General features: G+C 62.1%; 22 protein-coding genes. 16 read left to right on the top strand and 6 right to left on the bottom strand.

Going from position 1 to position 23,450, the window contains the following annotated elements; translation table 11 throughout:
* Window positions 1-35: 35 nt before the first annotated feature.
* Window positions 36-704 (top strand): lysophospholipid acyltransferase family protein, encoded by a 669-nt coding sequence (locus tag DH08_RS23475; protein WP_246800971.1) that lies wholly within the window; start codon window positions 36-38, stop codon window positions 702-704.
* An 8-nt stretch (window positions 705-712) separates the two neighbouring features.
* Window positions 713-1,645, top strand: a complete 933-nt coding sequence (locus DH08_RS23470) for a phosphatidate cytidylyltransferase (protein ID WP_192181640.1) — start codon at window positions 713-715, stop codon at window positions 1,643-1,645.
* A gap of 9 nt (window positions 1,646-1,654) precedes the next feature.
* On the opposite strand, the gene DH08_RS23465 is transcribed toward DH08_RS23470, so the two are convergent.
* Complete coding sequence (locus DH08_RS23465; protein ID WP_192181542.1) at window positions 1,655-2,587, bottom strand: hypothetical protein; 933 nt, start codon at window positions 2,585-2,587, stop codon at window positions 1,655-1,657.
* Window positions 2,588-2,885: 298 nt separating this feature from the next.
* Between DH08_RS23465 and DH08_RS23460 the strand changes: the two genes are divergently transcribed.
* Window positions 2,886-3,149, top strand: a complete 264-nt coding sequence (locus DH08_RS23460) for a hypothetical protein (protein WP_210328845.1) — start codon at window positions 2,886-2,888, stop codon at window positions 3,147-3,149.
* Window positions 3,150-3,189: 40 nt separating this feature from the next.
* Window positions 3,190-3,414 (top strand): hypothetical protein, encoded by a 225-nt coding sequence (locus DH08_RS23455; RefSeq protein ID WP_192181541.1) that lies wholly within the window; start codon window positions 3,190-3,192, stop codon window positions 3,412-3,414.
* Window positions 3,415-3,496: 82 nt separating this feature from the next.
* On the opposite strand, the gene DH08_RS23450 is transcribed toward DH08_RS23455, so the two are convergent.
* A complete protein-coding gene (locus DH08_RS23450; protein WP_246800970.1) occupies window positions 3,497-5,404 on the bottom strand; it encodes an AI-2E family transporter in 1,908 nt (635 codons plus the stop codon).
* Between the two features lie 689 nt (window positions 5,405-6,093).
* Here DH08_RS23450 and DH08_RS23445 point away from each other — a divergent pair.
* The 4 genes from DH08_RS23445 (at window position 6,094) to DH08_RS23430 (ending at window position 10,246) form a co-directional block, all read left to right on the top strand.
* Window positions 6,094-7,164, top strand: coding sequence for a sensor histidine kinase (locus tag DH08_RS23445; protein ID WP_192181539.1), 1,071 nt, complete (start codon window positions 6,094-6,096; stop codon window positions 7,162-7,164).
* A 1,018-nt stretch (window positions 7,165-8,182) separates the two neighbouring features.
* Window positions 8,183-8,656 (top strand): BA14K family protein, encoded by a 474-nt coding sequence (locus DH08_RS23440; RefSeq protein WP_192181538.1) that lies wholly within the window; start codon window positions 8,183-8,185, stop codon window positions 8,654-8,656.
* A gap of 176 nt (window positions 8,657-8,832) precedes the next feature.
* Window positions 8,833-9,888: an HWE histidine kinase domain-containing protein gene (locus DH08_RS23435; RefSeq protein ID WP_192181537.1), complete on the top strand. Its 1,056-nt coding sequence runs from the start codon at window positions 8,833-8,835 to the stop codon at window positions 9,886-9,888.
* The gene (locus DH08_RS23430) at window positions 9,881-10,246 is read left to right on the top strand and encodes a response regulator (RefSeq protein ID WP_192181536.1); all 366 of its coding nucleotides are present in this window, start codon (window positions 9,881-9,883) and stop codon (window positions 10,244-10,246) included. Before DH08_RS23435 ends, DH08_RS23430 begins: the two co-directional genes overlap by 8 nt.
* 609 nt (window positions 10,247-10,855) lie before the next feature.
* Here DH08_RS23430 and DH08_RS23425 read toward each other — a convergent pair.
* Complete coding sequence (locus DH08_RS23425; RefSeq protein WP_192181535.1) at window positions 10,856-11,407, bottom strand: group I truncated hemoglobin; 552 nt, start codon at window positions 11,405-11,407, stop codon at window positions 10,856-10,858.
* A gap of 336 nt (window positions 11,408-11,743) precedes the next feature.
* On the opposite strand from DH08_RS23425, the gene DH08_RS23420 reads away from it, so the two are divergent.
* Both DH08_RS23420 and DH08_RS23415 read left to right on the top strand, forming a co-directional pair.
* Window positions 11,744-12,052 (top strand): DUF1236 domain-containing protein, encoded by a 309-nt coding sequence (locus DH08_RS23420; RefSeq protein WP_192181534.1) that lies wholly within the window; start codon window positions 11,744-11,746, stop codon window positions 12,050-12,052.
* 527 nt (window positions 12,053-12,579) lie between these two features.
* Complete coding sequence (locus DH08_RS23415; protein ID WP_192181533.1) at window positions 12,580-12,873, top strand: hypothetical protein; 294 nt, start codon at window positions 12,580-12,582, stop codon at window positions 12,871-12,873.
* Window positions 12,874-13,070: 197 nt separating this feature from the next.
* Here DH08_RS23415 and DH08_RS23410 read toward each other — a convergent pair whose 3' ends face one another.
* On the bottom strand, window positions 13,071-13,424 hold the full coding sequence (locus tag DH08_RS23410; RefSeq protein WP_192181532.1) for a cupin domain-containing protein: 354 nt from the start codon (window positions 13,422-13,424) through the stop codon (window positions 13,071-13,073).
* Window positions 13,425-13,954: 530 nt separating this feature from the next.
* On the opposite strand from DH08_RS23410, the gene DH08_RS23405 reads away from it, so the two are divergent.
* Window positions 13,955-15,931 (top strand): SGNH hydrolase domain-containing protein, encoded by a 1,977-nt coding sequence (locus DH08_RS23405; RefSeq protein ID WP_192181531.1) that lies wholly within the window; start codon window positions 13,955-13,957, stop codon window positions 15,929-15,931.
* A gap of 104 nt (window positions 15,932-16,035) precedes the next feature.
* Here the strand turns inward: DH08_RS23405 and DH08_RS23400 are convergent, their stop codons facing one another.
* Window positions 16,036-17,568: an FAD-dependent oxidoreductase gene (locus DH08_RS23400; protein WP_192181638.1), complete on the bottom strand. Its 1,533-nt coding sequence runs from the start codon at window positions 17,566-17,568 to the stop codon at window positions 16,036-16,038.
* Window positions 17,569-17,899: 331 nt separating this feature from the next.
* Between DH08_RS23400 and DH08_RS23395 the strand changes: the two genes are divergently transcribed.
* The 5 genes from DH08_RS23395 to DH08_RS23375 all read left to right on the top strand — a co-directional run bounded on the left by DH08_RS23395 (window position 17,900) and on the right by DH08_RS23375 (window position 22,176).
* On the top strand, window positions 17,900-18,826 hold the full coding sequence (locus DH08_RS23395) for a DMT family transporter (protein WP_192181530.1): 927 nt from the start codon (window positions 17,900-17,902) through the stop codon (window positions 18,824-18,826).
* A gap of 134 nt (window positions 18,827-18,960) precedes the next feature.
* Window positions 18,961-20,316: a selenium-binding family protein gene (locus DH08_RS23390; RefSeq protein WP_192181529.1), complete on the top strand. Its 1,356-nt coding sequence runs from the start codon at window positions 18,961-18,963 to the stop codon at window positions 20,314-20,316.
* The gene (locus DH08_RS23385) at window positions 20,313-20,684 is read left to right on the top strand and encodes a 2Fe-2S iron-sulfur cluster-binding protein (protein WP_192181528.1); all 372 of its coding nucleotides are present in this window, start codon (window positions 20,313-20,315) and stop codon (window positions 20,682-20,684) included. Before DH08_RS23390 ends, DH08_RS23385 begins: the two co-directional genes overlap by 4 nt.
* 5 nt (window positions 20,685-20,689) lie before the next feature.
* On the top strand, window positions 20,690-21,139 hold the full coding sequence (locus tag DH08_RS23380; protein WP_192181637.1) for a CoA-binding protein: 450 nt from the start codon (window positions 20,690-20,692) through the stop codon (window positions 21,137-21,139).
* Window positions 21,140-21,285: 146 nt separating this feature from the next.
* Window positions 21,286-22,176, top strand: a complete 891-nt coding sequence (locus tag DH08_RS23375) for an ankyrin repeat domain-containing protein (RefSeq protein ID WP_192181527.1) — start codon at window positions 21,286-21,288, stop codon at window positions 22,174-22,176.
* Between the two features lie 43 nt (window positions 22,177-22,219).
* Here DH08_RS23375 and DH08_RS23370 read toward each other — a convergent pair whose 3' ends face one another.
* The gene (locus DH08_RS23370) at window positions 22,220-23,449 is read right to left on the bottom strand and encodes an NAD(P)-binding domain-containing protein (protein WP_345892439.1); all 1,230 of its coding nucleotides are present in this window, start codon (window positions 23,447-23,449) and stop codon (window positions 22,220-22,222) included.
* Window position 23,450 lies beyond the last annotated feature (1 nt).

The raw sequence follows: 23,450 nt of genomic DNA, 5'->3' as shown, positions 1-23,450 counted from the left end.
GCGTCGCTCGTCGCGGCATTCCTATGAGCCCTTCGATGACCAAGCTCCACCTCCGCGCCAACACATTTACCCTGCTGCAGACGGTGACCTCGGTTGGCCTGTCGGCGCTGGCCTGGGTGGTGACCGGGGTGCGGCCGATCTGGAACGGCAGCCAGCCCTCGGAGCGGCAGCGCATCTACTTCGCCAACCATGCCAGCCATGGCGACTTCATCCTGCTATCAGCCTGCCTCAGCGAAAAGGTGCGCGCCCGCACCCATGCGGTGGCGGCGGCGGAATACTGGGGCAAGTCGCGGCTGCGCCGCTACATCGCCGAGGATATGCTGTCGTCAGTGCTGATCCACCGGCAGTGGACCGACGAGGCGCAGAACCCGATCTCGATCATGCTCTCCGTGCTCGACCAGGGTCATTCGCTGATCCTGTTTCCCGAAGGCACCCGCAACACGTCAGACGAGAAGCTGCTGCCGTTCCGCTCCGGCCTCTACAATCTGTCGATGGCGCGGCCCGAGGTCGAGTTGATCCCGTGCTGGATCGAGAACATGTCGCGCGTGCTGCCCAAGGGCCAGTTCCTGCCGGTGCCGCTTCTGTGCCGCGTCGTCTTCGGCCCGGCGGTGACGATCGCGCCCGGCGAGGCCCGGCGCGCCTTTCTCGAGCGCGCCCGCCAGACGCTGCTTGCGCTCAACCCCCGCCCGGATCGAGATGACTGATGCCACCGATGCATGAAACCATGATCCTGGTGATCGGCCTGGTCGGCGTGCTGACCACGGCCAGCCTCGTCGCCGGCATCCTGTCGTGGCGGGCGCCGAAGCCGCTGTCCTCGACGCTGGTCAACCTCACCCAGCGCATCAACGCCTGGTGGGTGATGGTGGTGGCGATCACCGTCGCATTCTTCTTCGGCCGCACCGGAATGACCATCCTGTTCGCGCTGATCTCGTTTGCGGCACTGCGCGAATTCGTGACGCTGACGCACAGCCGGCGCAGCGACCATTGGGTGCTGCTCGGCATGTTCGGCCTCATCATCCCGTTCCAGTACTGGCTGGTGTGGACGGCCTGGTATGGGCTCTTCACCATCTTCATCCCGGTCTACTGCTTCCTGCTGATGCCGGCGATCACCGCGCTCAACGGCGACACCGAGCGTTTCCTCGAACGCGTCTCGGCGCAGCAATGGGCGGTCATGATCTCGGTCTACTGCGTCAGCCACGTGCCGGCGCTGCTGACGCTCAACGTGCCCGGCTTCGAGGGCCGCAACCTGCTGCTCATCGCCTTCCTGATCATCACCGTGCAAGGCAGCGACGTGCTGCAGTACATTTTCGGCAAGCTGTTCGGAAAGCACCTGCTGTCGCCGGCCGTCTCGCCCTCAAAGACTTGGGAAGGGCTGGTCGGCGGGCTGGCGGCATCGAGCCTGCTCGGCGCGCTGCTTTCCTTCCTGACGCCGTTCTCAGCCTTGCAGGCGGCGGCCGTCGCCCTCGTCGCCTGCCTGATGGGATTTCTCGGCGGTCTGGTCGCCTCGGCGATCAAGCGCGACCAGGGCGTGAAGGACTGGGGCCATCTGATCGAAGGCCATGGCGGCATGATGGACCGCGCCGACAGCCTGGTCTTCGCCGCCCCGGTGTTCTTTCATACGGTGCGCTATTTCTGGACGGTGTAAGGGGCGATCCTAGCCCGCATGGCTCAGCCAATGGCGGTCGAACACATCGAGGATGGCGCGGAACTCGGTCGGCGGGATCTGGCTGGCGCCGCCATTGTTGCTGTCTCCGAGGAGAAATTGCGCCAGCTGCCGGTCGACCGCCTCCGGCTGCTCGATCTCCAGGCCAAGCGATGCCAGATCCGCGGCGATCGACCCGTCGGGCGACAGATACCCACCCCATGTCTCGGGCGCCGGATCGCGCAGGCGAATGATCAGGATCCTGGTCAGGGACGGCTGCGGCTCCGGGCCGATGATGGCGCCGCCGCACATGTAGCCGCCCAGCACGCTTCCCGGTTGCGATTGCGGGAACAGGCAGAGGAAGAAATGGGCCTCTCCACCGGTTTCCTTCAAAAGCGCGTAGAGACCGCGTTTTGCCGGCGTCACCGGCCCGGCAACCAGCAGATGCCCGGTCGGCAACACCTCGCGATAGGCGGCAATCAGGCTGTGTGAGCCCGGCCCCGCCTCTATCGACAATGTGCCCCTGATCAACTGGCCGCGATAATAGGGCGACAGGGCGCGCGAATAACAGGCGTAGGTTCCGGCCAGGGCAACGGCGAGGCTTCGCTCCTCATGCCCGGGCGACGCTTCGAACTGCGTGCTGGCGCGGCGCTCCAGGTCGGTCCTGTCGATGCCGTGGCGGGCGCTGACGGCCGCCGTGAAGCTCGCCAGATCGCTGTCTGCGATCCAGGCGCCCGGCTGCTCCAGACGAAGCAGCTTTGCCCAATCCTCATAGACGCTGAGCTGGCGCGGCTGCGCGCGGCCCTGAAGCCATTTGTCGGCACGGCCGAGATCGAATGCCGTCTCCGGATTGACGCGCCTGAATGCCGCCGCCAGATCCTTGCGGCTGACGGTCCCGAGCAGCGCAGACGTGAGGCGCAGCTTCTGCGCGATATGCTGTGCCATACGACTGCCCCTCAATGCCCGCTACAGGCATAGCACGCACGGCCGATTCCTGCCGCCGTATTTTTCCACATGCTAATATTCCTGGAATTCCAAAGAATTCCACGGAGTTCCGCAGATCCGACCTGTTCGGCGCCACGGCCAGCGATAAGCTGATCGAGGGCAAAGGGGACCGTCATCAAACTCGCATTTGCGCGGGCAGGCACGCCATCCCTTCCTTCGTCGAACCCGTGACACGCTCAGTTGGAGCAATCGGCGAAAACTGAGCTTCACGGCACCTCAACAAGGAAGGAAGGGATCGATGTCCCGAACTGCTTCTCCCACAATCCCCTTTTTCGCGGCTGCGGCTGGATGCGCCGCAATAGCGCTGTTCCTGACCTTCGGGCCGACCGGACCATCGCGAGCAGCTGCGGGGATCAGCTCACGCGCGGCAGCGACATACGTCAAGCCGACGCCTGCCATCCAGCCGACGCGCATCGAAGTCGACAGCGAAGCGCATTCGATACGCTTTTACATCGACGGAAAGCAGGTCGCCCTGCTCGACGCCGCCGGTTTCAAGAAATGAATTCGGCACCCGGAGTCGTGGACACAGGAAGGGGAACCTCATGAAACGCGAACTATCCGCACTTTTCGTCGTGCTTGCACTGTCGCAGACGGTGGAGGCCAAGACAAAGATGCCAGTCACCGACACGACAGGGCCCGCGATCGAGGAAAGCCGGCCGCCGCTCGACAACACACCGACGGGCGGGATCACGCCTGCCGACACAAAGGCGGCGCCGGCTACGGACGGATCGCAGTATCCGCCGGCGCTGTACCCTAATTTCCAATAGGTCGCTTTCTGCTGGCCGTGACGCCCGGATCCAATGGCCCGCGCGCGACGACGGCTAGGCCTGCAGCCCCGTCGCCGCGGCCTCAGCCGGCTACCGCAAGCGCCGCCTTCTTGCGGGCGGGCGGGCGTCGCCGCAGGCGACGCTTCGCGGCGAGCTTGAGCTTGACCGGCGGCGCGTCGGTCAACGCTCCGAGGGCGGCGTCGACCATGCCATAGGCGACGAAATCGGCGTTGAGATCGCCGGCCAGCGCTTCTGCGGATTGCCTGTCGTTGTTGCCGGCCTCCGACCAGAACACGATGCCGACCCGCAGCGCCGGCCTGGCGCGCTTCAGCCGACGCACCAGGAAACGGGCGTGCTTGACGGAATTGCGGTTGAGGAAGCCGACCACGACACTGTCGACGGCGTCGAGTTCGAGGCGACGAATGCCTACGGCCTCCATGTCGGCAAAGCTTGCCTTCGACACCGTCGCGCCCTGGACTTCCAGCACCTGCGCCAGCATGGCGGCGGCGGCATCGTCGAGTTCGCCGCGCCCGCCGGCACACAGCACCGACATGCCGGTGCCGTCGGGCAGTTCGGCCTCGGCCTCGCCGGCGGCGTCCTTGCCCCCGTTCGCAGCAGTCTCGTCGGCCACGGCCGGCTCATCGTCCTCTTCCGCTTCCTCCTGCGCGCTGTCGTCGAGATTGGCGACAAGCGTCAGCGCGCTGGCCGCCACCTGCTGCCGCTGCTGCTCGTCCATGACTCCCCGGACACGATCCTGCTCGCCAAGCAGCAAGGCGGGAATGGCGACCTTGTCGTAGAAGTCGACCAGATACTTCTCTTCCAGCATTTCCTCGGCATGGTCGGTGGCTTCATCGGGATCGCCCGCCAGCAGCCGCTGGTAAAGCCGGGCATGCGGCTCGAGCACCGGCTCGTTGCCGAACAGGACGTCGAGGAATTCGAACTGCGGCACGTGCCGGCCGAGCACGACCAGGCAGACGGTGAGCGGCGTCGACAGGACCAGGCCGAGCGGCCCCCAGAGCCAGGTCCAGAAGATCGCCGCGACGATGATGGCGAGCGGCGACAGCCCGGTGCGCGAGCCATAGAGCCAGGGTTCTATTACATTGCCGGTGAGCATCTCCATGACCACGAACAGCCCGGCGGTCCATAGCAGCAGCGACCAGCCGGGCGCCACCGCCAGCGCCAGGAACAGCGGCAGCAGCGCGCCGATGACCGGGCCGATATAGGGAACGAAGCGCAGCGCCAGCGCCAGCAATCCCCACAGCAGTGCATTGGGAATGCCCAGGATCCAGAGCCCGATGGTAATGGGTATGGCGTAGACGATATTCACCACCAATTGCATCAGCAGATATTGGCCGACCCGCTTGCCGGCATCCTGAAGCGCCTGGGTGGTTCGATGCAGATCGCCATAGCCGACGAGGCGTATGAAACGATCACGCAAATCCTCCCGCTCCAGCAGCATGAAGATGACGACGATGATGATCAGCCCGGCCGAGGCCAGCGGACTGATCAGCGGGCCGACCAGGTTCTGCAGCACTTCGAGCGGCCTTTCGCGGGCGACGATCTCGACCGGCAAGGGTTCGCGTTTCGGTGTCTCGGCCGCGGATGGCAGCTGCGGCTCCTGGCGCTCGATCTCCTGGCCGATGCGCTCGACCACGCGGCTCAATCTGGAAACGATCCCTCCCCCGACGCCTGTCTCCTTAAGGGATCTGACCTTGGTCAGGATGTTTGTCTGGTAGGTCGGAATGTTCTGCGCCAGTTCGCTGACCTGCGATGCGACAATGAAGGATAACAAGGCGAGTGCCGCGAATGCGCTGAGCACACTGACGATGACAGCAGGGGTGCGAGGAACGCCTATTCGTTTGAGGGCGGAAACCACCGGAGCCAGCGCAAAGGTCAGCAGCAGCGCGATGGCGATCGGCAGGAAAACCTCGCGGCCGAAATACAGGGCGGCGATCGCCGCCACGACAGTCGCGACGGTGGGCAATGACATGCGCGGGGCCGTAGCAGCAGAAAGAATGCTCCCCAGCCCGGGGCCCGACGGGTCTCGACGACTGGTCGTCACTTGATGCCTCCACCCTGCCAAGGTCATGATCGGGCATATTTAGTCGGCGCGCAACGTTTGCGTTCCACAGGATAGTGCTGCCTCACAAGGCTTCGCCCGCCACCCGGGGCGGGTCGCGGGCAAACCCTATCGACACAGGAAGGGACGTTACTGCGTAGATACCGGTGCATCTAACCCATACTTAAGACGCATCTTCATAGATCAGCTAAAGAAGACCCCAATCGTCATGAAAATTATACATACCCCAAAAACTGGCGCCAATAGCCAGCGAGCTTGACCGACGCTCTCATCCATCTTTTCCTCCTGAAAACTTGCTTCTGGGAACGAGTACTGGGCCCCAAGGTTCCGGGCGATATGACACTGCAGACCTTTTCGCGCGGCACTCAGACTTAGGTCCGATAGCAGGATCAGACCGAAACCCTGGCGGGGGAACATGTGGAGGGGCGCCACCGATCGGTGTCTGCATCAACGCCATGACGTGATCCGGCTGCTCGCTCCCAAGAGGGAGAAGGCAGGCTGGCACTGGCGAATCGATTCAATTCGCGACACGAAGCCAGCAACGGTGTAAAGATGGCCCTTAGGAGGAGGCGAAAACGCCTCCAGATCGGCTTTAAGCCTTGTTTCATCCCATCGCCAATATCGACGACGCGCAGACGCTGGCGCAGGCCATCGTCAATACGCTCGTCGAACCCTTCCTCGTGCTCGACGAACAGTTTCGCGTGCTGGCGGCCAGCCGCTCCTTCTATGAGACCTTCAAGGTCGATTCGGAGCAGACGCACGGCTCGCTGCTCTATGCGCTGGGCGATGGCCAGTGGGACATTCCGGCACTGCGCCTGCTTTTGGAGACGATCATCCCCGAGAAGACCGCCATGGACGGCTTCGAGGTCGAGCATGATTTTCCCAATATCGGCAAGCGCACGATGCTGCTCAACGCGCGAAAGGTGCTCTACGACCACAGTTCGGCCGTCACCATCCTGCTTGCCTTCAACGACATCACCGCCCGCCGTTCCATCGAGAAGGAAAAGGAAGAGCTTCTCGCCCGCACCGAAGACCTGCTGCGGCAGAAGGATGTGCTGCTGCGCGAGATGGAGCACAGGGTTGCCAACAGCCTGCAGATCATCGCCAGCATTTTGCTGCTGAAGGCCCGCTCGGTCACCTCCGAGGAAACCCGCCAGCACCTGAAGGACGCCCATCAGCGCGTGCTGTCGGTGGCCGAAGTGCAGCGTCATCTCCACACCTCGGCCGGCATGGAGGAGATCGACGTCGGCTCCTATCTGTCGAAATTGTGCAGCAGCCTGGCCTCGTCGATGGTCGGTGAGGACCAGCCGATCAAGGTCAACGTCACGGCGCAAGGCGGCAGGATAGACTCGCAGAAGGCGGTGAGCCTCGGCCTGATCGTCACCGAACTCGTCCTCAACGCCATCAAATATGCCTTCCCCCGGGAGAAGGCCAAGGCGGTGATCCAGGTAACCTACGAGACCGACGGCAGCGACTGGAAGCTGACGGTCTCGGACAACGGCGCGGGCAAGGCGGCCGGCGAAGTGCCGAGCGTGGGCCTCGGAACAGCCATCGTCGAGGCACTGGTCAAGCAGCTGGAGGCCAAGATCGAGGTCATCAGCGACACCGACGGCACCAGCGTATCGGTGACCAGGGCGACGTTCATCTCGCGCATCCCGCGGGCGGCGTAGCCTTCCGCGCCATTCGAGCCTGCTCAGCCACCCCTGGAACCAATCCGCTGCCGCTTCCCCGCGTCGAGCGCCTGAGTGTTCGGAACTATCGGGCCGCGCTGCCCGTTTGGAAAGGAAACCAAACGGGAGGCCCCGATGAACTCTTGGCAACCCAACACCTTGGAGGCGGCCTGTCTTCTTGCCGTTCCGCTGTCGCTTGTCCTTACGGTTCTACTGGCTGGCCTCATCCTTGGCTGAGCGGCCGGGTACCCGGCGACAAGCCTGTCGAGCTAGCATCAAAGCCTGTATGAAGCACCCTCAGGAAGACCTTCGCAATGGAACTTCTTTGGCCAGTCGTCCCTTCAAGGAACGGAAGCCGATGTCGTCCGTTTATCTTCGAGCGATTCTTGGGAAAGCTCCTGGGCAGAAGCATTTACGGTGATAGTCGCACCGCTATTTTGGGCTTGCGTCTGAAACGCTTGGATTCTTTGTAATCTGAAAAGGAGATAAATTATGGCTGATGGCCCAACTGTTATCAATTCGGGCGGAGGCGGCGGTGGCACCACAGTTATCGCCGTCATCGTGGCAATCGTCGCAATAGTCGTGTTGCTGTTTGCCACGGGTATCGTCCACATGCCTGGGGGCGGCGGAGGTGACGTCAACGTGAAGGTTGATGCGCCTGCGGCCCAAACGCCTGCCGCACCCGCTCCGGCTGCACCCGCTCCGGCTGCAAGCGCTCCGGCTGAACCGGCGCCTGCCGCGCCGGCACCCGCGCCTGCCGAACCAGCACCGGCGCCTGCCGAACCCGCACCGGCCCCGGCTGCACCCGCCAGCGGCGGCTGATACACTCGCCGCTCCAGTACCGCTTCAGCGTGAAGCGCAGCCCATCGGTGTCAAAGCCGGTGGGCTTCCTTTTGGCCTCGAACTTTCGAAAGGCGATCTGATATTGCTGGCGCGGCCCTTCCAGCGGGCGGGAACCATAATGCGGTTAAATCGTTTTAAATCCATAGGGACGTCAACCACCCTTCAAGGAGGAAAAATGAACAAGATCGTATCGGGTTTGCTGGCGGCCACATTGTCAGTATCGTTCGCGGCCGCCGCTTCCGGGCCTTCCGGCGCTGCCGGGATATCCCAGCCGCAAGCGCCTTCCGCCTCGTCTGATGTGCAGGCGATCGACCACAGGCCGTGGAGGAAGCACCGGAGCGCCAACCGCAATCGCAATTTTTCGCAAAATTTTGCGCAAAATGATGGCGCCTACTGGAATGGCCACCGCGGCTATCGTGACTACCATCGCGGCTATCGCCGTCATGGCGACTACTGGTTCCCACTGGCGGCCTTCGCCACCGGCGCGCTGATCACCAGTGCGATCATCAACAACAACCAGAACCGTGTCTATCGCGGCGGTGATGCCCATGTGGAGTGGTGCTACGATCGGTACCGGAGCTATCGCGCTTCGGACAACACGTTCCAGCCCAACTACGGCCGTCGTCGGCAGTGCAATTCGCCCTACTGATAAAATACGAGCCCGCGCTGGTGACGGCGCGGGCTTTTCAATCCATGTGGACCCCCGCCTTCGCGCGGGGTTTTTGGTAACTGCGCCTCTATTACATTCCACCAGTCTGTCGACCTGTAGCGCGGAGGCCTTGGGCAAGCTACGCTGTCGAATGGCTTGCACCAACGGCGGGATCAATGGTCACGATGCCTGACAAGTCCGAACAGCAGAAGGACGCCGAAGCCGAAGTCGAGGGCTTTCAGCACGACCTTGGCCCGTTCGTTGTTGCCGCCGAGACAACACGAATGGCCATGGTTTTCACCGATGCAAAAGAGCCCGCCAATCCGATCATTTTTGCGAATGACGCCTTTCTCGCTTTAACCGGATACACCAGGGAAGAGGTACTCGGTCAGCCCTTCAATTTCCTGATGGCGGACGGCGCCGACGCCGGAGCACTGAAACGTATCAAGGCGGAGTTCGAAGCCAATTCGGAGGCGAGCACGGAAATCCTTTACAGGCGCAAGGATCGCAGCGAATTCTGGGCGGCCCTTTTCGTCAATCCCGTCCGCGACAGGAGCGGCGCCATCGTCCAGTATTTTACCTCCTTCGTCGATCTCACCAGACACAAGGAGGAGCAGGCGCAATCGCGGATGCTCATCGACGAATTGAACCATCGCGTGAAGAACATGCTTGCAACGGTGCAGTCGATCGTCTGGCAGGCATCGCGAGCGAATTCCGATCCAAAGGTGATCCGCGAGGCCGTCGAGTCCCGGCTGTTTGCGCTTTCCCGGTCGCACAACCTGCTGACCCGCGAAAACTGGCACAGCGCCGGGTTGCTCGATGTCCTCCACGATGCCCTGGAACCATTCGGCGTCACCGACGGTCGGGCGGAGCGCCTTGTGATTTCCGGCGAGAACATCCGCCTCTCGACAAGGGCAGCCCTGGCGCTTGGCATCGCGTTCAACGAACTTGCCACCAACGCCGTGAAGTATGGTGCGTTTTCCAATGACAAGGGTTCGATCCGGATCGATTGGACGATGATCGAGCCAGCATCGGAGGGCCGCCGACTGGTCCTGTCATGGAAAGAGAAGGACGGGCCGAAGGTTACGCCGCCGTTGCGAAAGGGGTTCGGTTCGCGCGTGATCGAGCGCGGCCTGACCCACGAGCTCGAAGGCACTGTGCAACTCGACTATCGCCCGGACGGGTTGATCTGCACGATGAACATTCCGGTACCGGGAACTCGTGATGGATAAACTGCTTTCTGGCCGCCGCATCCTCGTTGTCGAGGATGAAATTCTGGTCCTGATGATGATTGAGGACATGCTGGGCGATCTTGGATGCGAGTCCGTCACCTCAGCCGCCACGATCGAAAAGGCGATCGCCCTGATCGAAGCGCAGGTTTTCGATGCCGCCATGCTGGACATGAATCTGGATGGCGACGACAGCAATGCCGTGGCCGACGCGCTTGCCGAGCGCGGTGTGCCCTTCATCTATTCGACTGGTAACAGCGGTCGCGACATGCGCGAAGGCTTCAGCAGCCGTGCCGTCCTTCGCAAACCGTTCAGCTTTGACGAGCTCAGCAGCAAACTCGAGCGCCTTCTTTCTCGTTGATCGAGGAACAAGCTCCGGGAATGACCAGCGCGGCTTCAGACGGTGCTGATTGGCCCGCATCCTCTCAGAGTCGGGTAGCTCCGTCATGGAAACCGACTGTCGGCACTCTGCCGCACTATAAATTCAACGTGTTGGAACAAAAACGCTGCACAGTCGTTGCGTCTATTGACAATAGTTTTCGCCATGGCATCTCGAGGTAAAGGGAGGCCGTTATGAATAGCATTATTTGGCTGGTCGGAGCCGTAGTTATCGTACTATTGATACTCAGCTTTTTTGGCTTGCGTTAGACCGATCGGTTTAGAACAGGCATCAATCACGCACATAGGAGGCGCATGGCCTATATGGATATCACCACAATACTGGTCATAGTTCTTATCGTTATTCTGCTAGGCGGCGGCTTCTACGGCCGTGGACGCTGGTACTAAACGGCGAAGATCATCGACGAGTCCGGGACCTCTTCGTTCCCGCACTCCGCCCGATTGGCCCGCGCCCTCCGTCAGAGGCGCGGGTTTTTGTTGCCTCCTGGAAAATCTCCCGGGATCGCACCTTTTACCGGAATCATCCGTCCGATCTTTCCTCACCCCCTGGAACGCGGAAACACAGGGGACTTCAGCCCTTCTTGACGTAGCCGGCGGTGACCTCGTCCTTGTGCGCGGCGAAGGCTGCCAGGACCTCGGTTTTCTCGGCCTTCGGAACCTTGAAGTGGTCCAGGGTCCGTCCGAGTTCCGCTGCGACCTCATCGAATTCCGCGGGAGATATCCGCAGGTCCCGGTGCGCCTCCTCAAGGCCGAGCGGCGTCGTGCCAGGCTTGGTGGCCGTGAATTTGAAGGGTCCACCAGAAACGTCGCAGACCCACAGCGTGCGCATGAACTTGAGGCCGGGCAGCCTTTCCAGGTTCTTGGTGTGCCATTTCCGCAGCTGCGGGTTCTTGGACTTCTTGCCGACGATGGGATTCTTCACGACGGCGTCGCTGAAGTGATCCACCACCGCTGCGATGGCGAAGACGCCACCCAGCCGTTCGTACAGACTTTTCTCAGGCGTGGATTGCTCGTCCTGCGCGTGCGCGTTCTCCGCCGACAATACAGCCGTCGTCGCGGCGGTCACTGCCAGCCCTGCGACGACGACCCGTCTTGTGAAAGAGGTCGAAACAGCCGTTTTCATCTCTGGTTCCCTCCGAGTTGGGCCAGAACAAGCCGCGGCCTGTCTGGCGGCTTCAATGTAGGCAGAGTCTTAAATCCGCCACCGTCTGAGGAATTAACGAGCCTCCCAGCCGAATTATTCCGATTGACGGCATTCCCACCATCAACATGCGAACCTTCGGCACGGGCGAAGGTCCCTGCATGGCGCCAACCGGACTATCCGAGCGGGCTAATCATTTAGACGGCGCTGATGGGAACGATAGGCAGCGGCCAGAGTTAGCTCCATGGGCTCGCCATAACGGGACTATCAAGCCAGTCGCCCGCGACGATCCAAAGGCGAAGCTCACAGGAGTTTACAATGAAGAATTATGTTATCGCTGCCGCCGCCGGGTTTGTTCTGGTCGCCGGTATTGGTGCGGCCGTTGCAGAGGACGTCATCGTGATTGCTCCCGAACAGCAGACCGTCATACGCGAATACGTGCACAAGCAGAAGCTTGCGTCGGTCAGCCTGCTCGGCGTGGAACTCAATGTCGGTTCGCCGCTGCCCGACACGGTTGAACTTCATCCGATCGACGTGCCCGACGTGAAATACAAGTACGTCGTCGTTCAAGATCGTACGGTGCTGGTTGACCCGGATACACGCAGGATCGTGCAGGTCATCGACTAACCATGCCGCGAATGGAACAAACGCCTCGGTGACGTGTTGATAGACACATCGAACACTCCAAGCGTTTGGTGTCTAAAGAGCCCGCTTCCAAAGTCCCCTCTGGCAAGCGGGTTTTTTGCGCCCTCTGCCCGGCCTCACTGGGTGCTACCGAGGCACAGCATCTGCTGAAACGCCTGCCGTCCGGAGATGGCCTCGATCTTGATCCGATAGAACAGATGGCTGCCCGAAATGGCCGGCGTTGCGCCGCCCAGATTCAGGGCGCGGGGCTCCCACCAGGTTGGCATGCTTCTGCAGCAGCGACCAGGCGAACTCCCGGTCATGGTTCGACTTGGGAAGCGGCTGGTCGACGGCGGGCAGCAGCGGCTCGCCAGCCGAACTAATGGATTACAATAGAAAGTCATTTTCTCAATCGATAAATTTTTAAAATGCCATGCTCTGTTTTGAAAAGTATTTGGAACCCTTTTGCAAACAACCCGTTCCTCCCTTGGTCGCTTTGACGATCTGAAAAGCAACAAGAGGAATTGATCATGAACATCAAGATGCTTTGCATGGGCGCGATGGCGCTTACGATGATGAGCGGTGCAGCCCTTGCGGGCAGCAGCACCGGAACCTCGGCGCTCGACGATCCGGCGAAGATGACGCCCTTCTTCACCGATGCCGAAATGAAGACCATGAAGCCGGCGGAAGAATTCAGGGTCGCATGGCTGGCGATGAAGGAAGAGGATCGCGCCGGCATGACCAAGGAATGCGGCGACGAGGCCATTGCCAAGGAGCATGACGAGTTCTGCAAGATGACCAAGCAGCTGGGCGGCGCCAACTAGCCGTCGGCTCTTGCCAATGAAATGGCGGGCAGAGATGCCCGCCATTTTTTTGGGATTGAGAAGCACTCAGCGGGGCTCTGCCTCAGTCACTTTATCGGGATCATGAGATGTGCGTAGGGCGTGCCCGCCCACATCACATAGGGCTTGGACGTGTCAGGCTTGGGATCCGCCGGATAGCCTGCATGCGCGGCCGCGGATCAGTCGACTCTGACGACGAAGTGTTTTGTCACCGGCTCGACAATCTTCCAGGTGCCCTTGAAATCGGCCTCGACCACAAAGGCATCGCCAGGCCCAACCTCGACCGGCGCGCCGCCGTCGGGCGTGATGATGATGCGGCCGGCAATCATGTGCACGAATTCATAGTCGGTGTAGGTCGCGTGATAGGTGCCTGGCGTCGCCTGCCAGGTGCCCGACATCACCTTGCCGTCGGCGGTGGTGTGCTGGACGGCGGTCTTCATCGTCGGCTTGCCCTCGACCACCACCCAGCCCGCGAGGTCGCCGGCCTCGGCATTGTCGACGGCGCCGAATTTGAGAATGGTGGGGTTGGTCATGGTCGGGCTCCGTTTTGCGCCGGCATTGGCTGCGGGCTGAATAGCCGATGCGGCGGATGCGGGCAACGCGGCGGCCGACCACAAATGTCGGAGATTGGCGAAATCGGCGGCCAGAGCGTCCTTCTCTCCGCTACGGGGAGAAGATGGCGGCAGCCAGATGAGGAGCGGCGCGGCGCTCGCCCAGCCTTGCCGTCCGCAGATCTCGTTGTTCTCGAATCGAGCAAGCATCGATCGAGGCGCAGCTCCACGACGACAAGCGTCGGCGCTGCCCCTCATCCGCCTGCCGGCACCTTCTCCCCGTGAACGGGGAGAAGGAATATCTCCACTTATGTTGCACTGCGTTAAATATGTTGCATTGCGATATCAACCCATAGGACCGAGTCTTTGACACGGGTGGGCTGTCAACGGTTGTGGTGCCGCGCGTTCGATGCGCGCGGAGGCGCCGCAGCACGTGTGATCCCCGGCGAGCTGTTTCTCGCCGGTGCGGACCGTCGGTTCGGGGTCATGCACCAGCGCGAGGTTCAACAATCGTGTCAGCATCGTTCCGGCCTGATATCGAAGGCTTGCGCGCCGTGGCGGTGGCGGGCGTGATCGCCTTTCATTTCGGCCTTACGTCGCTCTCCGGCGGCTTCACCGGCGTCGACATCTTCTTCGTCATCTCCGGCTATCTGATCACGAAACATCTGCTGACCGAGATCACCGAGACCGGGCGGCTGAACCTGTGGCGCTTCTATGCGCGGCGGGCGCGGCGGCTGCTCCCGGCATCGCTGTTCGTCATCCTCGCCACGCTGGTGGCCGGCGCCTTCGTACTGTCGCCGGAAGAGCAGTCGCTCTATTCCAAGGGCGCCATGTTCGCTTCGGCCTACATGATCAATCTGTGGCTGATCCGCTGGTCGTTCGACTATTTCGCCGCGGATGCGACCAGCAACCCCTTCATCCATTTCTGGTCGCTGTCGGTGGAGGAGCAGTTTTATCTGGCCTGGCCGGCGCTGCTGATGCTGGCGGCGTGGCTCGCTCCCGGCAAGCGCGCACCGATGCTGGTGATCGGCCTTGTTGGCCTCGTCTCTTTCGCCGTCTGCGCCTGGCTGACCACGGTGGCGCAGCCCTGGGCGTTCTATTTCTCGCCGCTGCGCGCCTGGGAATTCGCCGCCGGCGGTCTCGCCACCATGGTGCCGGCACGTTTCTGGCGCGAGCGCCGGCAGCTCGGCGCGCCGCTGGCGTGGCTGGGTCTGGCGCTGATCGCCGGCGCCTATCTCAGCTTCACCGAGGAGGCGCCCTTCCCCGGTTTCATGGCGCTGGCGCCGGTGGCCGGCACGGTGATGCTGCTGCTGGCCGGTGCCGCCAATGCCGAGCTGCGCGCCAGCAGCGGCCCGAGTGCCGCACTGGCGCTGCCGCCGCTGCAATGGGTCGGCAAGCTTTCCTATTCGCTTTATCTCTGGCACTGGCCGGTGATCGTCTATGCGTCGATGCTGGTGCCCGATCTGACGCCGCTGCAACGCGTCGGCTGCATGGCACTGACCTTGGCGCTATCCCTCTTCACCTATCATGTCATCGAGAACCCGATCCGCCGCAATGGCTGGCTTATGGCCAGCGCGGCGCGGGCGCTGGTGCCGGCCGTCCTCCTGACCGGCACCGGCGTCGCAGCCGCTTATGCCAATGCGCGGCTCGCCGTCAGCGACCTCGACCCGGTGCAGCGCAGCATCGCCGAGAGCGCGGCGCGCCCCTCCACTGCGCGCGCCAAGGTCGGCTGCGTGCTCGACTACGAAACGGTAACGCCAAAGCCCTGCGAGTTCGGCGACAAGGCCGCGCCGCGCACGATCGCGCTGTTCGGCGATTCGCATGCCGACCACTGGTCGACGCCACTGATCGCAGCGGCCAGGAAGAACGACGCCAAGGTGGTCACCTGGCTCAAATCGTCCTGCCGGGCCTCGCAGCTGACGGTGTGGGTGACCAAGCTGAAGCGCGACTACACCGAGTGCGATCAATGGCGCGCGCAGTCGATCAAGGAGATCATAGCGGCGCGGCCGAGCCTGGTGGTGATCTCGGAGATCGCGCTGGCGAGTTCGCGCAAGATGTCGCCCGACGCCCAGATCCCGGCCGACCAGGACGCCCGGTGGCGCGATGGCCTGCGGGCGACGCTTTCAGCGTTCAGCCAGGCCGGGCTGAAAGTCGCCTTCATCCGCGACGTGCCGTTCAACGAAGAGCATGTCGACACCTGCGTGGCCAGAGCGCTGTGGCGGGGCGAAGCGCCCTCGCTCTGCGACCAGAAGCGGACCGACGCCGCCAATGACGCGGCAGCCGCGGTGGAGCGCGAGATCGTGCGCTCGGTGCCCAACGCCAGCTACATCGACATGACCGACCAGTTCTGCGACGCCACCATTTGCCACGTCTACATCAACGGCAAGATCGCCTACCGCGACCGCCATCATCTGGCGACACCGTTCGCGGAATCGCTTGAGCCGGAGGTGGAGAAGGTCGTGTTCAGGCAGGTGGTGGCGCAGAGGTAGGTCTTCCAGTGATCCTATCCGGACACCGGGCGATGCCTCATCGCTCCCAGTCCTTCGGATCGCGCGATGAGCGGCCGTGACGGAGGTCTTTGCGGATCGCTCCGTCAGGTCATCTGACGCTCCATTTCCAGTTCGGCTTCGAGGCTCTCGATGTCGCGAAAGATCGACGCGACAGCCAGTGTGCGCCCTCCGCGTTTGAATCGCACGAGACAGTCCTTGGCGGCAACGTCACCATCGACCGCGAGCTCGTCCCATTGCCCGGCATGGCCGACATAGTTGATGGGAACGTCGTAATGCTGGCTCCAGAAGAACGGCACGGCGACGAATTTCTCGCGATGGCCGAGCATGTTGAGCGCCGCTGTTTGCCCCTGCCTCTCGGCAACGATCCAATGCTCGACCCGAATGTTGTCGCCACTGTGAGGATCCGGCCAGCGTGCAATGTCGCCGGCCGCGAAGATCCCGGGTGCACTTGTCTCCAGAAACGCGTTCACCACGACACCGCGATCGAGGCTAAGCCCAGCCCTTTCGGCAAGCGCCGTCCGTGGTTTCACGCCGATGCCGGCGACAACGAGGTCCGCCGGCAATGTTTTGCCGCTGCTAAGTTTCACCGTGCTGCCGTCGATGCCGCTCGCGGTGTCCTCGAGATGGAATAGAACACCATGCTCCTCATGGAGGGCGCGGACGAAGTCGCCCATTTGCGGCCCCAAAACCCGCTCCATGGGCCGTTTGTCCGGCGCCACGACATGAACTTCGATATCGCGCGAGCGCAGGGCCGCGGCAACTTCCAGGCCAATGAAACTGGCACCAAGCACGATGGCGCGGCGCGCAGTCGTGGCTTTTGCGATGATCGCCTTGCAATCCGCGAATGAGCGCAGCGTATGGACATGTGGCTGGTCGGCGCCGGGGATGGTCAGGCGCACTGGTTCGGCTCCGGTCGCAAGCAGCAGCTTGTCGAAGGGAGCCCGCTCCCCATCGGCGAGTACAACTTCGCCACAGCGCGCATCGATGCTGGCGACAGTCGCATTGAGACGCAGGTCGATATCGCTCTTTGCGTAAAAGGTCTGTCCGCGAAGTGGGACCCAGTCCTCCGGTGCCTTGCCGGCGAGGTAGTCCTTGGAAAGGTTGGGCCGATCAACCGGCGGCGCTGCATCGCTGCTGACCATAACGATGCTGCCCTGATACTGTTCGCGCCGCAGTCTTTCGGCCGCTGCGAACCCGGCCGCGCCGCCGCCGACAATCACTATTTTCTCCGGAACCCGGCCGGAGCTGCCACCGCGCGGCATCGGTGCCGTCCGCTTGCGCTTCTCGCCTACGAATATCCTGTTATCGCGCAGTTCCACCGACCAGCAGGCGAGTTGATTGAAGGCAGGCGCCCGCAAGGCCTCGCCCGTGCGCAAATCGAAGCATGCGTGATGCCAGGGACACCGAACGGTATCCTCCACCACAAGACCGTCGACGAGCGGCCCGCCGTAATGTGTGCAAGTCGCCCCGATGGCGAAGACCTCGGCCCCACGGCGCACCAGCAGCACCTGTTCATCGCCGCAATGACCTAACAGCTTTCCGCCATCGGCAAGCTCGGAGAAAGGGATGCCCTGCACCAGATCCGGCCCGCTTGGTTTGGTATGACCTTCAGCCATTTCCTTCTCCCCTGGCGATCCTGTCGCCTGCGCGGCCAAGAAGCGGGAAATCCTCCGGAGTTCGCCAACCTTGGCCTTGTCTTCCGGCGCGCGCCTTCGGGTACTCGACGCCGCTTCTGCCAAACGTTCGGCCACATCATTCGTTGCCAGTGAGCAGCGTGCAGACTCCAATTTTGCGCCGTCAAGCCAGCCCGCCACGATGAAGACGCTCCGCGCTCTCAGGACATCTTCCGGGCACGATGCTGCCGCTGGTCCGCATTGGACCGCCATATCGAGGGAGCTGCCATCTGGCCCTGGCGCTTGCTCTACGATATCGGCTGCATTCCGTCACATGAGTGAAGCCGTGAAGATATCCAGCCAGACAGGCGCCGTTTCCCCGATGATCCCGGTGCTTGTATGCGCGCTGGCGATCTTCCTCCTATCCGTGATGGATGCGGCGATGAAGACCCTGGTTATCGCCATAGGCGTCTACAATACGGTGCTGTGGCGCAGCATGCTCGCCACTGTCGTCGCGGGCGCAGGGTGGTCGGCGGGGCCGCGCTCGCAGCCAACCCTTTCGGTGCTGAGGCTGCATGCGCTGCGTGCCGCGGTTATCTGTATCGTTCTGATATCATTCTTCTGGGGGCTTGCGAGGCTGCCGCTCGCGGAGGCGATCGGGCTTAGCTTCGTCGCGCCCTTGTTCGCCCTTTTCCTGGCCGCGCTATTGCTGGGCGAACGAATCCGGCGGCAGGCCATCTGGGCATCGATGGCCGGCATCGCCGGCGTCGCGATCATAATGGCCGGCCAGTTTGGGCAGGAAAGCTATTCGCAAGATGCGCTGCTTGGCACGGCAGCGGTGCTTATGTCGACGGTGTTCTACGGCTACAATCTGGTCCTCGCCCGGCAACAGGCGCTGTTGGCCAAGCCAGTCGAGATCATGTTCTTCCAGAGCCTTGCCATTGCAATCGTCCTCGGCTGCGCCGCACCGTGGCTCGCCGTCGCCTTGCCGACCAATCTCTGGCTTCCCTTGGCCGGCGTGACGGTCCTGTCGCTCAGCGGCCAATTCCTGATGAGCTGGTCCTACGCCCGCGCCGAAGCGCAATACCTGATTCCAACGGAATACTCGGCCTTCATCTGGGCGATCGCACTTGGCTGGTTCTTCTTCGGCGAGGCGGCAGCCTGGACTACGCTCGCAGGAGCATGCCTGATCGTCGCCGGCTGCCTGATCGCCGCGCGCGCCAACCCGAAGCTTGCCGAGCCAATCGAGGCAGCAGTTTGAGGAAGGCGCTCTGTCTTCGAGTTGCACGGCGCGCTTCGCTGGCCGCCGCGGCCGTAGCGCCAACGGCAAGCATGCACTAACATTCCAGCTTGCCCCCTGGGGCTGGCCAGTGATCTGTTCAAAGGGAAGCACCCATGACCAATCATTGCTGTGGACCGGGCTATGCTTCTCCAGCCGAGGCGATGACGGCACCTCGTGAAAAGCTGCTCTATACGATTGCCATCTACACCGGCACGGGCATACAGAAGCCGGACTATCTGTGCACCATCGATGTCGACTCGGAGAGCTCGACCTACAGCCAGGTGATCTCACGTTTGCAAATGCCGGGTATTGGCGATGAGCTTCATCACTCGGGCTGGAATGCCTGTTCGTCGTGCCATGGCGATGCGAGCATGGAGCGGAAATATCTGATTGTGCCGGGTGTGCGCTCGTCCAATCTGCATATTGTCGATTGCGGTACCGATCCGCGCAATCCGACGCTGTTCAAGGTCATAGACGGCGCTGAAATCAAAGCCAGGACCAATTTGTCGGCACCGCACACGGTGCATTGCCTCGGCTCGGACATCATCGTCTCCATGCTTGGCGACGCTCAAGGCAATGCCCCCGGCGGTTATCTGCAACTCAGCAAGGAGTTCGAGATTGTCGGCCGTTGGGAAAACTCCATGGGCAGCATCAAGTTTGGCTATGATTTCTGGTACCAGCCGCGACACAACGTGATGGTCAGCTCGGAATGGGCCGCGCCCAACACCTTCATGCCTGGTTTTGACCTGGAAGAGGTAGGCCATCTGAAATATGGCCGGCAGATCCATTTGTGGGATTTTGAAAAGAAGGAGCCAAAGCAAACGTTCTATCTCGGTGAAGATGGCTTGATCCCACTGGAAGTGCGGTTCCATCATAATCCCGACAGCAGTCACGGCTTTGTCGGAGCCGCCCTCTCTGCAAACATCATCCATTGGTGGAAGGATGCGGCGGGTGACTGGCAATGGGAAAAAATTGTCGATGTCGGCAATGAGCCGCATCCCGAATGGCCGATACCAATACCGGGCGTGATCTCGGTCATTCTGCTCAGCATGGACGACAGATACCTCTATCTGTGCAACTGGCTGCATGGCGACATCCGTCAGTACGACATCTCTGACCCGCACAATGCCAAGCTTACCGGACAAGTGTGGATGGGCGGACTTCTCGGCCGTGCGCCCGAGGTCAATGGCGTGAAAGTGACTGGCGGGCCGCAGATGATACAGCTCAGCCTCGACGGCAAGCGCCTCTATGTAACGACCTCGCTCTTCTCGACCTGGGACAATCAGTTCTATCCGGAAATCCGCACCAATGGCGGATGCATGCTGATGGTCAATTGCGATACGGAAAACGGCGGCATGGAAATCGATCCGCTGTTTGTCGTTGATTTTGGCAAGGAACCAAATGGACCGAGCCGCTGCCACGAAACCCGTTATCCCGGCGGTGATTGCACGAGCGACATCTGGGTATGACCAGCTTCACCATAACTCTCGCCAATCAAGGCGGTGCGGCCTTTGACGTCGACCGGCGCAAGCCCCTCTTGCAAAGCTTGCGCGAGCAGGGCGTGGACCTGCCATATGGCTGCAAGTATGGCGGCTGCATCAGCTGCGCGGCCAAGATGATCAGCGGCAAGGTCGATCAAAAGGCGCAGCGGGCGCTGAACAACCGCCAGATCAACAATGGCTATATAATCCTCTGCGTCGCCCGCCCTTTGAGCGACTGCACGCTGGAGGTCGGCGTTGAAAGCCACGACAAGCTCTATCGCAACCCCTTCCTTGATCCCCTGGCCGCACATGAATTGAAAGCCGATATCGCGACCCCGCTGGAAGCAAAGAAATGACCCATATGAACCATGATGAGCCCTATTCGGAGGCTTATCTGCAAGACATTCTGAAGTCGGTCAAAACCATCGCCATGGTGGGAGCGAGCCCCGACAAGACCAAGTTTTCCTATGGTGTTCTCAGGGTGCTGCACGAAACCGGCTATGACATGATCCCGGTCAACCCCAGTTCCGGTCTGGATGAAATTCGGGGGCTTAGGGTGTACCCGTCACTGGCGGCCATCGACCGGCCTGTCGATATGGTTGAGGTTTTTCGCCGCTCCGAAGATCTGCTGGAGGTTGCGCAGGAGGCCATCGCAATCAACGCCAAGGTTCTGTGGGGTCAGATCGGGGTGCGCGATGACGCGGCCGCTCACCTGGCAGAGGAAGCGGGCTTGAAAGTGGTGATGAACCGCTGTCCCAAGATCGAGTTGTTCCGCCCCTTCTGGAAGCCGAAATTGCACCTGGGAATATGATTGCAGGGCCACGGAGGCGAGGAAGTTGACGGCGTGTTTCTTATAGCGCGTCGCGATGCGGGCGTTGTCTCGATCGGGGATTTTGAGGTAGACTTTGCCGTCTTGAAAGCGTGACGCGTACCGCGGTTTGCCTTGGGAGATGCCAAATGCGCATGTCCTTGCTTTTCATTCCACTAGTGCTCGCACACATCCCGATTGTATCGCATGCCGCCGACATTCACGACGCCGCCTTGAACGGCGATGTCGCGGCGATCACGGCGGCGCTCGATGCAGGCGCCGGTATAGATGAGAGTGATGGAACCGCAACGCCGCTCTATTTTGCGGTCTGGATGGGCCACGTCGAAGCGGCAAAACTGCTCATAGAACGTGGTGCGGACGTCAACGCCCAGACGACTGGTGGTCCCCCGCTGATGGCGGCTGTAGGGACAGGCAAGATCGATCTGTTAAAGCTGTTGCTGGAGCGGGACGCAGATCCAAATTCCAACCGTGGTGGCGAATTCGCCCTTCATGTCGCCGTCACTCTCGATTGTCTCGACTGCGTGAAGGCACTGGTCGAGGCCGGCGCAGACGTGAATGCGAAGACAATGGACGGCAAGACACCGCTCCATCTGGCAAAAAGCAGGGGGCAACGCGAAGTTGCCGACTATCTCTTGTCGCACGGCGTCGTCTTGCCGACACCAGCTCCCATCTCGATGAAGTTGGCTACTGCCGATGTCGAGAAAGGCCGAACCTACTTCACCCGCCGGTGTACCAGTTGCCACAACGTCGAGCCACAGGGAGGGAACAAAATAGGACCGAACTTGTGGAGCGTCGTCGGCCGCGACAAGGCATCTGTGGCAAATATGCGTTACTCCGACACGTTGCTGGGCTGGGAGGGTGTATGGACGTACGAGGACCTGAACAGATATCTCTTCGGGCCCATGCTCACCACGCCGGGCGTCAAGATGGAGACTCCTGGTGTCCCGGACGATACCGAACGGGTCAACCTGATCGCCTACTTGCGCACACTCAGCGACAAGCCGATCCCGCTGCCCTGAATCGATGGTATCTTGTGCAACTACTGCTACGGGCCTGCGTCGGCTAGCACATTGAATTTTGCCCGAGGTACGACGCCAGATGGTCGCTGAGATCACGCGCGTCGTCGCCGGCGCCGTCGATCAGCGCAGATTTGCGGCGGCGCAGAAACTGCATCCCCATCAGGTACATGCCCGGATGTTCCGCAACCCCGCCGTCGTGACGGACATGGCCCTTGCGGTCCAGAACCGGCAGTTCCAGCCAGGAGTAGTCCGGCCGGTAACCGGTGGCCCAGATGATCGTCCTGATCGCGCCTCCGGCGAGATCGAGGCCGAGCGGCGGGTCGTCCTCGACACGGGTCGGCGGCAGGCGATCCGGCGGCCCGACCGTAGCGTCCAGGCCGTTGGCGCGCGCCCATTCGTCGATCAGGTCGAGCAGCCGGGCCATCTTGAGATCGGAAAGCGCGCACATGTTGCGCAACGACCCGGCAAACTGCGCCTTGCCGTCTTCGGTGATGCCGGCGAGACGGCCAACGAGTCTGACGCCGAGGTCGACCAGCGCATTGAGGTCGAGGGTGGTGCGGTCGGGCGTGCCGGCAAGCTGCAGCGAAGGAACCCGCCGCGCCCGCCTGATGTCGTCTACCTCGTCGTAGCGCTCGTCGAGCACGCCGGCGGCGTCCATCCACCATTCCAGGTCCTTGCCGCGATAGACGCGCGGCGCCCGGATGTGTTCGCCCACCGACAGGGTCACCTGACGCCCCGAACGCTGCAGCTCCTGTGCGATCTGGGTGCCGCTGGCCGACGCGCCCGCCACCAGCACGCCACCGTCGGCGACCTGATCCGGATTGCGATAGGACTGCGCCGTCAGCATGGCGACCGACGGCGGCACGCGGACGGCGAAATCGGGCAGGCGCGCGACATTGCACGCGCCCGACGCGAGCACCACGGTCCGGCACCGCCACTCGCCGCGGTCGGTGCGCACGAGATATCCCGCCCCGTCGCTGCGAACCGAGGTAACGGTCGTGTGCGTTCTGACCGGAGCCGAGATCGCCCTGGCGTAGTTGCCGAGGAAGTCGACGACCTCAGGCATCGTGCGGTAGCCGTCGGGGTCGTCGCCGTCATAGCGGAAGCCCGGCAGCCGGCTCTGCCAGTTCGGGGTGAGCAGCCGCAGCGAATCCCATCGCTCGGTGCGCCAGGTATGGGCGATCTCGCCGCGCTCCAGCAGCACATGGTCGATAGAGCGCTCCGCGAGGCAGCGGCTCATCGCGAGCCCCGCGTGCCCTGCGCCAACGATCACG

It is taken from the genome of Mesorhizobium amorphae, assembly GCF_014843845.1.
Taxonomy (GTDB): Bacteria; Pseudomonadota; Alphaproteobacteria; order Rhizobiales; family Rhizobiaceae; genus Mesorhizobium; species Mesorhizobium amorphae_A.
This window is presented reverse-complemented; position numbering and strand designations above follow the sequence as displayed.

What these genes read in the sequence shown, in the direction of transcription:
- DH08_RS23475 (WP_246800971.1), top strand. Translation starts at nt 36, where the DNA reads ATGACCAAGCTCCACCTCCGCGCCAACACATTTACCCTGCTGCAGACG.
- DH08_RS23395 (WP_192181530.1), top strand. Translation starts at nt 17,900, where the DNA reads ATGAGTGAAGCCGTGAAGATATCCAGCCAGACAGGCGCCGTTTCCCCG.
- DH08_RS23385 (WP_192181528.1), top strand. Translation starts at nt 20,313, where the DNA reads ATGACCAGCTTCACCATAACTCTCGCCAATCAAGGCGGTGCGGCCTTT.
- DH08_RS23465 (WP_192181542.1), bottom strand. Translation starts at nt 2,587, where the DNA reads ATGGCACAGCATATCGCGCAGAAGCTGCGCCTCACGTCTGCGCTGCTC.
- DH08_RS23455 (WP_192181541.1), top strand. Translation starts at nt 3,190, where the DNA reads ATGAAACGCGAACTATCCGCACTTTTCGTCGTGCTTGCACTGTCGCAG.
- DH08_RS23460 (WP_210328845.1), top strand. Translation starts at nt 2,886, where the DNA reads ATGTCCCGAACTGCTTCTCCCACAATCCCCTTTTTCGCGGCTGCGGCT.
- DH08_RS23430 (WP_192181536.1), top strand. Translation starts at nt 9,881, where the DNA reads ATGGATAAACTGCTTTCTGGCCGCCGCATCCTCGTTGTCGAGGATGAA.
- DH08_RS23420 (WP_192181534.1), top strand. Translation starts at nt 11,744, where the DNA reads ATGAAGAATTATGTTATCGCTGCCGCCGCCGGGTTTGTTCTGGTCGCC.
- DH08_RS23380 (WP_192181637.1), top strand. Translation starts at nt 20,690, where the DNA reads ATGAACCATGATGAGCCCTATTCGGAGGCTTATCTGCAAGACATTCTG.
- DH08_RS23375 (WP_192181527.1), top strand. Translation starts at nt 21,286, where the DNA reads ATGCGCATGTCCTTGCTTTTCATTCCACTAGTGCTCGCACACATCCCG.
- DH08_RS23450 (WP_246800970.1), bottom strand. Translation starts at nt 5,404, where the DNA reads ATGTCATTGCCCACCGTCGCGACTGTCGTGGCGGCGATCGCCGCCCTG.
- DH08_RS23400 (WP_192181638.1), bottom strand. Translation starts at nt 17,568, where the DNA reads ATGGCTGAAGGTCATACCAAACCAAGCGGGCCGGATCTGGTGCAGGGC.
- DH08_RS23435 (WP_192181537.1), top strand. Translation starts at nt 8,833, where the DNA reads ATGGTCACGATGCCTGACAAGTCCGAACAGCAGAAGGACGCCGAAGCC.
- DH08_RS23425 (WP_192181535.1), bottom strand. Translation starts at nt 11,407, where the DNA reads ATGAAAACGGCTGTTTCGACCTCTTTCACAAGACGGGTCGTCGTCGCA.
- DH08_RS23440 (WP_192181538.1), top strand. Translation starts at nt 8,183, where the DNA reads ATGAACAAGATCGTATCGGGTTTGCTGGCGGCCACATTGTCAGTATCG.
- DH08_RS23415 (WP_192181533.1), top strand. Translation starts at nt 12,580, where the DNA reads ATGAACATCAAGATGCTTTGCATGGGCGCGATGGCGCTTACGATGATG.
- DH08_RS23410 (WP_192181532.1), bottom strand. Translation starts at nt 13,424, where the DNA reads ATGACCAACCCCACCATTCTCAAATTCGGCGCCGTCGACAATGCCGAG.
- DH08_RS23390 (WP_192181529.1), top strand. Translation starts at nt 18,961, where the DNA reads ATGACCAATCATTGCTGTGGACCGGGCTATGCTTCTCCAGCCGAGGCG.
- DH08_RS23470 (WP_192181640.1), top strand. Translation starts at nt 713, where the DNA reads ATGCATGAAACCATGATCCTGGTGATCGGCCTGGTCGGCGTGCTGACC.